The organism is Thiohalophilus sp. (assembly GCF_034521165.1).
GTDB lineage: Bacteria > Pseudomonadota > Gammaproteobacteria > UBA6429 > Thiohalophilaceae > Thiohalophilus.
Genome location: NZ_JAXHMV010000008.1, coordinates 599,409 through 610,526, shown reverse-complemented (window position 1 = coordinate 610,526; position 11,118 = coordinate 599,409). Strand labels below are relative to the sequence as shown.

General features: G+C 58.4%; 13 protein-coding genes, 1 other RNA gene and 1 pseudogene. 7 read left to right on the top strand and 8 right to left on the bottom strand.

Translation table 11 applies throughout. The features are described from left to right. Positions 1–63 precede the first annotated feature (63 nt). The 4 genes from U5K34_RS07690 to U5K34_RS07675 form a co-directional block, all read right to left on the bottom strand. Positions 64–1,257 carry a UbiH/UbiF/VisC/COQ6 family ubiquinone biosynthesis hydroxylase gene (locus tag U5K34_RS07690; RefSeq protein WP_322567800.1) on the bottom strand — a complete coding sequence of 398 codons (1,194 nt, stop codon included), beginning with the start codon at positions 1,255–1,257 and terminating at the stop codon, positions 64–66. Beyond that, positions 1,254–2,507, bottom strand: coding sequence for a 2-octaprenyl-6-methoxyphenyl hydroxylase (gene ubiH / locus U5K34_RS07685; protein ID WP_322567799.1), 1,254 nt, complete (start codon positions 2,505–2,507; stop codon positions 1,254–1,256). The genes U5K34_RS07690 and ubiH overlap by 4 nt, the downstream gene beginning before the upstream one ends. Beyond that, positions 2,504–3,811: a Xaa-Pro aminopeptidase gene (pepP, locus tag U5K34_RS07680; RefSeq protein WP_322567798.1), complete on the bottom strand. Its 1,308-nt coding sequence runs from the start codon at positions 3,809–3,811 to the stop codon at positions 2,504–2,506. The genes ubiH and pepP overlap by 4 nt, the downstream gene beginning before the upstream one ends. Before the next feature lie 215 nt (positions 3,812–4,026). After that, entirely contained in the window at positions 4,027–4,590 is a 564-nt protein-coding gene (locus U5K34_RS07675) for a UPF0149 family protein (RefSeq protein WP_322567797.1), read from the bottom strand. A 190-nt stretch (positions 4,591–4,780) separates the two neighbouring features. Here U5K34_RS07675 and U5K34_RS07670 point away from each other — a divergent pair, with 190 nt between their 5' ends. The 5 genes from U5K34_RS07670 (at position 4,781) to U5K34_RS07650 (ending at position 6,894) form a co-directional block, all read left to right on the top strand. Further along, positions 4,781–4,987: a TIGR02449 family protein gene (locus U5K34_RS07670; RefSeq protein ID WP_134081070.1), complete on the top strand. Its 207-nt coding sequence runs from the start codon at positions 4,781–4,783 to the stop codon at positions 4,985–4,987. Further along, the gene (locus U5K34_RS07665; protein WP_322567796.1) at positions 4,980–5,297 is read left to right on the top strand and encodes a cell division protein ZapA; all 318 of its coding nucleotides are present in this window, start codon (positions 4,980–4,982) and stop codon (positions 5,295–5,297) included. Before U5K34_RS07670 ends, U5K34_RS07665 begins: the two co-directional genes overlap by 8 nt. A gap of 22 nt (positions 5,298–5,319) precedes the next feature. Further along, a non-coding RNA gene (ssrS, locus tag U5K34_RS07660) (6S RNA) lies at positions 5,320–5,502 on the top strand. 251 nt (positions 5,503–5,753) lie between these two features. Continuing rightward, positions 5,754–6,362: a 5-formyltetrahydrofolate cyclo-ligase gene (locus U5K34_RS07655; protein WP_322567795.1), complete on the top strand. Its 609-nt coding sequence runs from the start codon at positions 5,754–5,756 to the stop codon at positions 6,360–6,362. 67 nt (positions 6,363–6,429) lie between these two features. Continuing rightward, entirely contained in the window at positions 6,430–6,894 is a 465-nt protein-coding gene (locus U5K34_RS07650; RefSeq protein WP_322567794.1) for an EVE domain-containing protein, read from the top strand. A gap of 224 nt (positions 6,895–7,118) precedes the next feature. Here U5K34_RS07650 and U5K34_RS07645 read toward each other — a convergent pair whose 3' ends face one another. Both U5K34_RS07645 and U5K34_RS07640 read right to left on the bottom strand, forming a co-directional pair. Next, complete coding sequence (locus U5K34_RS07645; protein WP_322567793.1) at positions 7,119–7,247, bottom strand: hypothetical protein; 129 nt, start codon at positions 7,245–7,247, stop codon at positions 7,119–7,121. A gap of 187 nt (positions 7,248–7,434) precedes the next feature. Then, complete coding sequence (locus U5K34_RS07640) at positions 7,435–7,596, bottom strand: hypothetical protein (RefSeq protein WP_322567792.1); 162 nt, start codon at positions 7,594–7,596, stop codon at positions 7,435–7,437. A gap of 106 nt (positions 7,597–7,702) precedes the next feature. Between U5K34_RS07640 and U5K34_RS07635 the strand changes: the two genes are divergently transcribed. After that, positions 7,703–8,074, top strand: coding sequence for a hypothetical protein (locus tag U5K34_RS07635; RefSeq protein ID WP_322568096.1), 372 nt, complete (start codon positions 7,703–7,705; stop codon positions 8,072–8,074). A 271-nt stretch (positions 8,075–8,345) separates the two neighbouring features. Here U5K34_RS07635 and U5K34_RS07630 read toward each other — a convergent pair. Continuing rightward, positions 8,346–8,510, bottom strand: a pseudogene (locus U5K34_RS07630) (threonine ammonia-lyase, biosynthetic); the annotation flags it as partial. Between the two features lie 124 nt (positions 8,511–8,634). Beyond that, the gene (gene ilvA / locus U5K34_RS07625) at positions 8,635–10,158 is read right to left on the bottom strand and encodes a threonine ammonia-lyase, biosynthetic (protein ID WP_416224045.1); all 1,524 of its coding nucleotides are present in this window, start codon (positions 10,156–10,158) and stop codon (positions 8,635–8,637) included. Between the two features lie 145 nt (positions 10,159–10,303). Between ilvA and rpiA the strand changes: the two genes are divergently transcribed. Then, positions 10,304–10,960 (top strand): ribose-5-phosphate isomerase RpiA, encoded by a 657-nt coding sequence (rpiA, locus tag U5K34_RS07620; RefSeq protein ID WP_322567790.1) that lies wholly within the window; start codon positions 10,304–10,306, stop codon positions 10,958–10,960. Positions 10,961–11,118: the final 158 nt, after the last annotated feature.

The following is an 11,118-nucleotide window of genomic DNA, read 5'->3' as shown; positions in this document are numbered from 1 at the left end:
AAGTCATGCAGGCTTCGCCAACGAGATCGTCAGGACCAGTACCTAGCACCTAGCACCTGTTACCTAGTCACTGCCCGAAGGGCCACCCATCGCCTGGCGCATGATGATTTTCTTGAGCGGGGCAAGGCGATCGGTGAGATTCAGCCCGCTGTTGCGTAACCAGCGCAACGGCCCCCACTGACTGCCGAACAGGCGTTTGAAGCCGTCCATGGTCATTAACATGGCCCGGTTGTCGGCACGACGCCAGCGCTCGTAACGGCGCAGTATCGGCAAACTACCAATATCTTTGTGTTGCTGTTGCGCCTCGCGGATCACCTGCGCCAGGGAGTCGGCATCGGCAAACCCGAGGTTGACGCCCTGCCCGGCCAGCGGATGAATGGTGTGCGCCGCATCCCCCACCAGCGCCAGACGCGGCCGGATGTAATGTTCGGTCTCGAAAAAACGCAGCGGGAACACGGCGCGCGGCCCGCAGATTTCGATCGCCCCGAGGGTATAATCGAATGCGGCGGCCAGCTGCTCGCAAAAAGCGGCGTCGTCCATCGCTTGCAGTTGCTGCGCCTGTTGTGGCGAGGTGGACCAGACAATCGAACTGTATCCGTCGCTCAACGGCAAAAACGCCAGCGGCCCGTCGGGCATGAAACGTTGCCAGGCCGTCTCGCGATGAAACTGTTCGGTTTTCACGTACGTGACCAGCGCGGCCTGATCGTAATCCCAGCCACGCACGCCGATACCGACCTGGCGACGTACCCATGAATTGCCGCCGTCGGCACCGACCAGCAACTTCGCCGTCAACGGTTCACCCGCTTCCAGGCTCAGGCGCACCTGTTGGTCGTCGAATTCGATCGCCGCCGGGGTCACCGGGGCCAGATAATCGATATTGTCTGCTTCAGCGATTTGCCGATGCAGACTTTTTATCAGAACACGGTTCTCGACAATGTGCCCCAGCGTCGCCTCGCCCAGTTCCGCACTGTCGAAATGAATCACGCCATCGCCGCTGGCATCCCAGACATGCATCTCGCGAAACGGACTGACCCGCTCGCCGTGATCACCGGGCCAGGCATCCAACTGTTGTAAAAATGCTTCGCTGGCGCGAGTGATGGCACTGACCCGCAGATCGAAGCCGTCGTCCGGCCAGTCAGCCTCGAAGCGCTGCGCATCGAGCAGCGCAATCCGCAACGGGGTATCGGCCAGGGCACAGGCCAGGCTGGCGCCGACCATGCTGCCGCCGACGATGATCAGATCATAATCGCGGCTCACAGTTTCAATCCCCGGGCCAGGCGCGGCAGCTTGCCGACATAACCCATGGCATGTCGCACCAGCTGTTTTTTCAGCGGCGGCAGAATATCCAGCAGCGTCAGCCCCAGATTGCGCGCCACCGCCAGCGGCAGAACGTTATTGGAAAACAGGCGCACCAGGCCGTCCGTCGCCAGCGAGGTTTGCAGATGATCCCGTCGGCGCCACCGGGCGTAACGCTGCAGCACACTCAGCTCGCCGAGGTCTTCCTGTTGCGTCAGCGCCTCGGACAGCACCTGGGACAACACCGCCACGTCGCGCAAGCCGAGGTTGAAGCCCTGCCCGGCCACCGGATGCAGGGTATGCGCGGCATTGCCGATCACCGCCAGGCGCGGACGCACATGCTCGCGGGTTTGCAAAAATTTCAACGGATAGAGATGCCGTTGGCTGGCGCGGGTAAAGTGCCCGGCCCGCTCACCAAAGCGTTCCTGCAGTTGTGACAAAAAGGTGGCATCGTCCCATGCCTGTACCGCGTCGACCTGATCCGGTTTGAGGGTCCAGACCAGGGCGAAGGCATTGTCGTTGCCCTGCTCATCGCACATGGGCAACAGGGCCATCGGGCCACTGTCGGTAAAGCGTTCGTAGGCAATGTTGCGATGCGGCCGATCGACGGCCACGTTGCTGATCAGCGCCGACTGATGATAATCCAGCGTGAAGGTGGCAATCCCGCTGTCGTTACGAATAAACGAATCCCCGCCATCGGCGGCCACCACCAGCGCCGCGCTAACCTCGCGCAGCTCGCCGTCCTGGTTTAAAACCACCTTCGCGTGCGTCGGCGCAAACTGGACGGCCTTGACGCTGGCCGGGCAGAGCAGCGTGACGTTGGCCTGCTGTTCGAGTTGCCGGGACAGCGCCTGGCCCAGCACCCGGATCTCGGCCACATAGCCCATCGCTGCCAGTCCCTGTTCAGCAGCATCCAGGTGCGCACTGCCGGCATGGCCCCGATCGGAGACATAAATCTCCCGAATCGGTGTCACCCCCTGCGCTTCGATCGCCGACCATACCCCCATGGCGTTAAATATCTGTTGCGAACCGTAAGCCAGCGCGACAGTGCGCGCGTCGAAACCGGGATGCTGTTGTGTATCATTGAAAGGATGCGACTCGACCACCGCGATACGCAGCGGCGTGTCGGCCAGCGCACAGGCCAGGCTGGCGCCGACCAGGCCGCCGCCGACGATGATCAGATCAAATTCGTTCGGGTTCGGTGCGCTCATTCAGTCATCAATGCCTCGATCTCGTCGGGATCCTTGGGGACATCGCGGGTCAGTACCTCGCACCCCTCTTTGGTCACCAGCACATCATCCTCGATGCGAATCCCGATGTTGTGCCATTTTTTGGCCACCTCGCTGTGACGCGCCGAGATATACAGGCCCGGCTCGATGGTCAGGGTCATGCCCGGCTCCAGCACACGCCATTCGGTATCCACCTTGTAGTCGCCCACATCGTGCACATCCATACCCAGCCAGTGGCCGGTACGGTGCATGTAATACGGCTTGTAGGCCTGGTCCTCGAGCAGTTTTTTCAGGCCGCCTTTTAGAATCCCCACATCCTTGAGCCCCTGCGTGAGCACCTTCACCGCCGCTTCATGCGGATCGTTCCAGTGATTGCCCGGTTTGACCTGTTCGATCGCCGCGTACTGGGCTTCCAGGACAATATCGTACAGGGTCCGTTGTGCCTTGCTGTATTTGCCGTTAACCGGGAAGGTACGCGAGATATCCGCCGCGTAATAATCATACTCGGCGCCGGCGTCGATCAGCAGCAAATCGCCGTCATTCAAGGTCGAATAGTTTTCGATGTAATGCAGAATACACCCGTTGGCGCCGCCGCCGACGATGGACGGGTAAGCCGGAAACCGCGCCCCCTGTTGCATGAAGGTGTGCAACAGCTCGGCCTCGATCTGGTATTCATACAGCCCCGGCTTGCAGCTTTGCATGGCACGAATATGTGCCCGGGCGGAGATTTGGGCCGCCCTGCGCATTGCCTTGATCTCCTGGCTGCTCTTGTACAGACGCATGTCGTGCAGGTGATGTTCCAGCGAGACAAACTCGCCCGGGGTATGAATGCCCGCGCGGGACTGTTTGCGCAGGCGATTGACCCAGCCGATCAGGCGCTGATCGAAATCGGGGCTGGCGCCCATGGTATAAAACACCCGTTCCTTGTTCTCCAGCAGCCCCGGCAGAATGTCGTCGATATCATCGATGGGAAACGAATCATCCGCCTTGTAGCGTTCCACCGCCCCTTCCTGACCGGCACGCGGCCCGTTCCAGACTTCCATGTCAAGATCGTTCTCACGGCAGAACAGAATATACTCGCCATGCTCGCGCCCCGGCACCAGCACCACCACCGCCTCCGGCTCGGGAAAACCGGTCAGATAATAGAAGTCGCTGTCCTGGCGATAATGAAACTCCGTATCGCGATTGCGCATCCGCTGCGGCGCCGCCGGCAAAATCGCCACCGAATCGGGCCCCATCAGCTCCATCAGGTGCTTGCGGCGTTTGGTAAATTCCTGAGCATTCATAAATATAGTTACAAGTAGTCAGTTAGCAGTTATCAGTTTCAGTAACGAGGGACGAGGTACGAGTGACGAGGAAAAGCATCAAGGCCACAGGTTGTAGGAGCGCCTCTGGCGCGACAGGCCGTGCGGTCGGCAGGATCTATCGCGGCGCAGCCGCTCCTACGAACCTTCGGTTTTACCGTCCTCGTCACTCGTACCTCGTCCCTCGGCCCTTTGTTTTAATGTATCGACCCCTCGCCGGCTTTGGCGTACTGGCGCCGAAACTCCTCACGAAACAGCAACACCCCCATGCGCAGGTATTCGACCAGTTCGGCATAGGCGGCTTCGTCTTCGCCGTCGTCTTCCAGTTCATAACCTTCGGCGCGGGACATTTCCAGCATGTCCTGGATAATTTCGGGCAGCTCACCGGGCAGGTTTTCCGGTTGCTGGACTCCGCCGGCGGCCAGGCCGGTCAAAAAACCCTGGCACCAGTGTCCCAGCGCTTCCACCCGAACCGCCAGGGCGGCCTCGTCGTGGGGTAATAATAAATGGAAGTCGAACTGTTCGCTGTCGAACTGTTTGCGGGTCTCCTCGAACAGGGTCAACAACGATTCGGGAGTCGGCGCCAGGGCATCCCGGCTCGGGCCGGTGAGCACCATGGCCAGCCAGCTGTCGACGTCCAGCCCCTGAATGGTGCAGAACATGGCGCACAACAGGCCGTGGCTTTCCGCCGGATCGGTATCGGCGCCCTGGGCATGCAGGGCGTCGGCCACCAGGTCAAAATCGGGAAGTGATTCGGTCATCTATATAGGTATACGGCAGCTGAAATCGAGAGGATAAGCCATTTGCCCCATCAGCAACAGTCACAACGGCCAAATGGCGGTTTTTGGCGGCACGGGCCCGTTGACCCTGCCCGGCCGCCGCTCTATATTGAGCCATAGACTGAATTTGCGTCCCGAATCAGCGATAACAACGACTTATAAGTGATATTTGATGGACGAACTGGACCTGAAAAAGCTTGAAACCCGCGTCGATGACCTTATCAAGGCAGTAGACCGCTTGCAGCAGGAAAATAAAACCCTGCGCGACAGCCAGACAAATCTGATGTCGGAGCGCAACCAGCTGGTGGAGAAAACCGAGCTGGCGCGTAGCCGGGTCGAGGCGATGATCGAGAAACTCAAGGCGATGGAAAATGAGTGAAAAGCCGGCCAACACGGTCACCGTGCATATCCTGGACAAGGAGTACCTGATCGCCTGTCCGGAAGACGAAAAGCACGATCTGATGCGCTCGGCCGATTACCTGGACATGAAAATGCGCGAGATCCGCGACAGCGGCAAGATCATCGGCACCGATCGCATTGCTGTGATGGCCGCGTTAAATATCTCTCATGAGCTACTGACACAGTCCGGCCCCGACAGCAAAATGGACAGTGATGTCAGTGGCCGCATCAAGGGCATTCAGGACAAGATCGAGGATGCCCTGTTCAAAACCCGGCAGATGGAAATCTGACGCCGGTAACCGAGTCAATGGGCGTCCCCTGCGGTATGCGTGAGTCGATCGGGATATTCTTGAGCCGATAAACACATCCCCGGGAGCCGAACTCCGGTGTTGTGTGCAAGTCCGGCCCGACCGGAAAGCCTGATACGCCGGAAGACGCTCCCACCTTGAACCCCTGGTTCAAGACGAAGATCACCACGGTACAGGCGGGGGCGCGCCCACCCTATCAACAAGGCGTCCTTCGGACGCAGGGACGAGGTACCAGGGACGAGTGACGAGGAAGATCAAAACCCGGTCCAAATGATCTGCGCCTGCGTTAGCTTCTTCCCGACTTCCGACTCCCGACTCCCGCACTCAGCACTCAGAACTCAGAACTCAGCACTTTCAATGTTTTCGGTGGTTAAACTCCCCAATCCACGACTGCCCCCATCGGGTGACATAAATTGTTGAAAATATTAATATCACACCATGACTGATCGAAAATCCCTGCGCTTTAGCATGCGCGATAAACGCCGCGCGCTCTCGGCCGACGAACGGCGTGAAGCGTCGTTGTCCCTGTCCGAACAGCTTGCCGCGCACCGTCTGTTTCATCTGGCGCAACGCATCGCCTTTTACCTGCCCAACGACGGGGAGATCGATCTCACCTGGCTGCTGGAATACGCCTGGCAACGGAACAAGCAGTGCTATCTGCCGGTACTGGGCCCGCGCAATAGCCGACGCATGTGGTTTTTGCCCTATCACCCGGATACACAACTGATTCCCAACCGCTTCGGCATTCCCGAACCGGCACACAGCCGCCGCGATCGGCTGTTCAGCCCCATGTCGCTGGATCTGGTATTGATGCCGCTGGTGGCTTTCGATCACCAGGGCAACCGCGTCGGCATGGGCGGCGGGTTTTACGATCGAACCTTCGGTTTTCGCCGTTACCGGCGGCACTGGCAACGTCCCTGGCTGGTGGGCACCGCCTACGCGTTTCAGCAGGTCGAACAGATCGACTCGGCCATCTGGGACGTGCCACTGGACGGCATCGCCACCGAGCAGGGGCTGCTCCGGTTTCAGCCGGCGATCGGCGTCTGATCCCGCCGGGCACGCCCCTCTGAACGATTTATGAAATAATCCGGCCACGTTCCAAGAGGAGATCCGCATGAATTACTGGCTGATGAAATCCGAACCCGATGTTTTCGGCATCGATGACCTGGCCGCGATGCCGCGCAAGACCGATCACTGGGACGGCGTACGCAACTACCAGGCCCGCAACATGATGCGCGACGAGATGAAAAAAGGCGATCAGGTCTTCTTCTACCATTCCAACTGCAAGGAGCCGGGAATCGTCGGTATCGCAGAGGTGGTAAAGGAAGGCTACCCCGATCACACGGCCTGGGACCCGAAATCCAACTACTACGACCCCAAGAGTGACCCGGAAAATCCGCGCTGGTACATGGTCAACATCAAGTTCGTGCGCAAATTCGCCCGTACCGTCACCCTGCAGGAGATGAAACAGGAGAAAGCCCTGGAAGGGATGAAGCTGCTGCAGCGCGGTAATCGCCTCTCGGTCATGCCGGTCGACAAAAAACACTGGCAACATATCCTGAAAATGGAAAAACGCTGACCCCTCACGCCGGATCGCACGTTGATCAAGCGGCCTGCGGGCCGCTTTTTTGTTACAGGGCCGCTGAACAACGCAATCGGCCCACCTGATCCGCCGTTAACGAGCCGATCCAGGCCGTTTCAACCGATCCAGGCGATCAAAAATTGCATCATGCAATAAATTTTTTGCGTCATCGGGGCGACAATCGCGATCCGATCCCCTTATCCCGGCTTCACAGCAAACGATCAACCGCCCATCAAGACACTCATCAGCCCTTGTTCAGCACAAACAGCCGTTCCATCGCGGTCCATCACTAAAAAATAAACCGATAAAGCGCAATTTTCTTGTTCAGAAGCCGTGTCGGCTTCACTCACGGGCGGTTATTACGATGCAATCGCTGTGGATCATTGAAAAAATTTAACTCACACGGCCTGTCAGAGACGTTCACAAGTCCTCTTGCGCCAAATTTTGCAATATCGAATGCCAAAATCAGTGACAACCGCGTCGATCAAAGCACTCAACCGCTATCGAAGCCGGTATAAACGCCCTGATGCAAGCCGATCAGTGCCGCGATACGCCGATCCAACGCAACAAAAACCCGAATACTTGCTTAATCCCCCCTTCACCGGCAAAATTTTTCTTCGCCAGCGCAAAAAAATTAAAAAAATTTTCTTCGCGGTCGTTATAAAACAGGAAATCTGGCGTATCGAAGCCAAAATTCATACAATACAAGCGCTAACAGCAAAAAATTAATTTGCATTACTAGCATTTTTATTTTAGTTGGCTATACTCTGCTAAACTCAGTGCTCAACTCGGAGGGTTGTTAACTATGGCAACGAAGAAAAAAGCCAAGAAGAAAGTCGCGAAGAAGAAAACCGCTTCTCGCAAAAAAGTAGCGAAGAAAAAAGTCGCTAAGAAACGGGCAGCCAAGAAGAAGACCGCTGCCAAAAAGAAAACCAAGAAAAAGGCTAAGAAGAAAGTAGCCAAGAAGAAGGCGAAGAAAAAAGTCGCCAAGAAAAAGGCCAAAAAGAAGGCTAAGAAGAAAGTAGCCAAGAAAAAGGCCAAGAAGAAGGCCAAGAAGAAAGTAGCCAAGAAAAAGGCCAAGAAGAAGGCCAAGAAGAAAGTAGCCAAGAAAAAGGCGAAAAAGAAAGTCGCCAAGAAGAAGACCAAGAAGAAAACAGCCCGTCGCAAGAAAAAATAAGCGACACCGGCTGTAGAACGGGAGAAATCCCGCAAAATCGGGGGTTACCGGCGACGGTAGCCCCCTTTTTTTTTGGCCGCAGGCCAAAAAAAGGGCCGAGTTACGAGGGACGAGTGACGAGGAAATGAAAAGTAGCAGGTTCGGGCATCTGTGGGAGCGCCTCCGGCGCGAGAGATCCGTGCCAAACGGCAAAGACCATCGCGGCGTAGCCGCTCCTACGATCAACGAGGCTGTGTGCAGATTTTCCTCGTCACTCGTCCCTCGTACCTCGTCACTGCCCTGTTCCTGAAAGGAACAGGACGTTGGCCGGATTATCGGTCTCATCCCAATAGCGATAGCCGATCTCGTCGAGGAAGCGCTGCAGCATGGGCTCCTCGTCGGGCGGGACCTGCATGCCGACCAGGACGCGGCCGTAGTCGGCGCCGTGGTTGCGGTAGCATGTAGGCCGGACATAGCGAAGCGGTGTCCGGCAACCGGAGTGCCCGATACCGCTTTGCTATATCGGGCCTACGATTTCGGCTGGTGCGATGTTTTCCTCGTCACTCGTACCTCGTACCTCGTCACTGCCCTGTTCCTGAAAGGAACAGGGCATTAGCGGGATTATCCGTCTCATCCCAGTAGCGATAGCCGATCTCGTCGAGGAAGCGCTGCAGCATGGACTCCTCGTCGGGTGGCACCTGCATGCCGACCAGGACGCGGCCGTAGTCGGCGCCGTGGTTGCGGTAGTGGAACAGGCTGATGTTCCAGTGCTCGCCCATGTGATTGAGAAAACGCAGCAATGCACCGGGGCGCTCGGGGAATTCGAAGCGGTACAGGCACTCGTGTTTCACGCCATCGACCCGGCCGCCGACCATATAGCGGATGTGCAGCTTGGCCATCTCGTTGTCGGTCATGTCCCTGTAGGGATAACCGGCGGCCTCCAGCTGGGCGAACAGCTCGCGTTTTTCCTGCTCGCCGTGGTGCATCTGCACGCCGACGAAGATATGCGCCTGGCCCGGATCGGCATAGCGATAGTTGAATTCGGTAATGCCCCGCGAGCCGATGGTTTCGCAGAACTGGCGAAAGCTGCCGGGTCGTTCGGGGATGGTGGCCGCGAACAGCAGCTCGCGACGCTCGCCCAGTTCGGCCCGCTCGGCCACGTGCCGCAGGCGATCAAAGTTCATGTTGGCGCCACTGTCGATGGCGATCAGGGTCTGGCCGTGCACGCCCTTCTCGGCCACGTATTTTTTTACCCCGGCGACGGCCAGTGCCCCCGCCGGTTCGGTGATCGAGCGGGTATCATCGAAGATGTCCTTGATGGCCGCACAGATCTCGTCGGTGCTCACCAGGATCACCTCGTCCACATACTTCTGCGCCAGGCGAAACGGCTCTTCGCCCACCTGACGCACGGCCACGCCATCGGCGAATATCCCCACCTGATCGAGACGCACCCGCTCACCCTCGCGCAACGCGGTATACATACTCGGCGCATCTTCCGGTTCGACCCCGATGATCCTGATATCCGGACGCACGGTTTTCACATAGGCGGCAATCCCGGCGATCAGGCCACCGCCGCCCACCGGCACAAAGATCGCGTCGATCTGCTCGCGCTGGGCCAGCAGTTCCTTGCCGATGGTGCCCTGGCCGGCAATCACCAGCGGGTCGTCGTAAGGATGAATGAAGACCAGGCCCTGCTCCTCGACCAGCTCCATCGCATGGCAATAGGCGTCGTCGTAGGCATTGCCGTGCAAAACGGTATTCGCACCCAGCGCCCTGACCGCATGTTGCTTGATCTCCGGGGTGGTGCGTGGCATCACGATGGTCGCGTTGATATTGAGGCGTTTGGCCGCCAGCGCCACGCCCTGGGCGTGATTCCCGGCCGACGAGGCAATCACGCCGCGTTCGCGTTCCTCCTCGGTGAGATGAATAATCCGGTTGTAGGCGCCGCGCAGCTTGAAGGAAAAGACCTGCTGCAAATCCTCGCGCTTGAGCAGGACCGTATTGTCCAGCCGCTCGCTCAGGCGCGGCGCCGGGTCCAGCGGGGAGTGAATCGCCACATCGTAAACCGGGGCGGCGTTAATCATGTCGACATAGTGCTGAGTCATAGTCTGCTGCTTCTGGGGGCCTGCCGGAATGGTGACTTTCTGGCCGTCAGTTGTGGATACCAGACCGGAATGCCTAATATAATGGCCTATTACCCGTTCAACAATGATACTGGCCCGAAAACACGGCCTGGCAGGAGTAAAAGCAATGACACAGGACGAATTGAAGCAGCTGGTCGCCCAGGCCGCCATCGAACACGTGGTGCCGGGCACCATCATCGGCGTGGGCACCGGTTCCACCGCCAATTTCTTCATCGACGAGCTGGCCAAAATCAAGGGCAAGATCGACGGCACCGTCGCCAGCTCCGTGGCCAGCGCCGAACGGCTCAAGGGCCACGGGATCCCGGTTTACGATCTCAACGCCGTGGACGGCATCTCGGTCTATGTGGACGGCGCCGACGAAGCCAACGAACACCTGCAGCTGATCAAAGGCGGTGGCGGGGCGCTGACCCGCGAGAAGATCGTCGCCGCCGCCAGCAAGAAATTCGTCTGCATCGCCGACGAATCCAAGCTGGTCGGGGTGCTCGGCGCCTTCCCGCTGCCAGTCGAAGTGATCCCCATGGCCCGCAGCCTGGTGGCCCGCGAGATCGTCAAACTCGGCGGCGAGCCGGTCCTGCGCCAGGATTTCACCACCGACAACGGCAACATTATCCTGGATGTGCATAACCTCGAGATCATGGAAGCCGTCAAACTGGAGCAGACCCTCAACAACCTCACCGGCGTCGTCACCAACGGCCTGTTCGCCATGCGCCCCGCCGACGTGCTGCTGCTGGGCACCAAAGATGGTGTAAAGATGATGGAATAACCGCTTCTCCCGCCCTCTGGGAAATAACGCAGAGGGCGCAAAGACGCGGAGAACGCAAAGAATATCGTTATGCCTGCCTCTTCGAGGCATGCCAGAATCCATAGAGCTTGCCTCCTGCAAAGCTAGCAGCGTCCGTCCGGGATGACCTCAACCCCGGT

Excerpts from the sequence above, each read along its gene's own strand:
- U5K34_RS07640 (WP_322567792.1), bottom strand. The coding sequence starts at position 7,596 with ATGAATTTTGGCTTCGATACGCCAGATTTCCTGTTTTATAACGACCGC.
- rpiA (WP_322567790.1), top strand. The coding sequence starts at position 10,304 with ATGACACAGGACGAATTGAAGCAGCTGGTCGCCCAGGCCGCCATCGAA.
- ubiH (WP_322567799.1), bottom strand. The coding sequence starts at position 2,507 with ATGAGCGCACCGAACCCGAACGAATTTGATCTGATCATCGTCGGCGGC.
- U5K34_RS07665 (WP_322567796.1), top strand. The coding sequence starts at position 4,980 with ATGAGTGAAAAGCCGGCCAACACGGTCACCGTGCATATCCTGGACAAG.
- U5K34_RS07635 (WP_322568096.1), top strand. The coding sequence starts at position 7,703 with ATGGCAACGAAGAAAAAAGCCAAGAAGAAAGTCGCGAAGAAGAAAACC.
- pepP (WP_322567798.1), bottom strand. The coding sequence starts at position 3,811 with ATGAATGCTCAGGAATTTACCAAACGCCGCAAGCACCTGATGGAGCTG.
- U5K34_RS07655 (WP_322567795.1), top strand. The coding sequence starts at position 5,754 with ATGACTGATCGAAAATCCCTGCGCTTTAGCATGCGCGATAAACGCCGC.
- U5K34_RS07675 (WP_322567797.1), bottom strand. The coding sequence starts at position 4,590 with ATGACCGAATCACTTCCCGATTTTGACCTGGTGGCCGACGCCCTGCAT.
- ilvA (WP_416224045.1), bottom strand. The coding sequence starts at position 10,158 with ATGACTCAGCACTATGTCGACATGATTAACGCCGCCCCGGTTTACGAT.
- U5K34_RS07670 (WP_134081070.1), top strand. The coding sequence starts at position 4,781 with ATGGACGAACTGGACCTGAAAAAGCTTGAAACCCGCGTCGATGACCTT.
- U5K34_RS07650 (WP_322567794.1), top strand. The coding sequence starts at position 6,430 with ATGAATTACTGGCTGATGAAATCCGAACCCGATGTTTTCGGCATCGAT.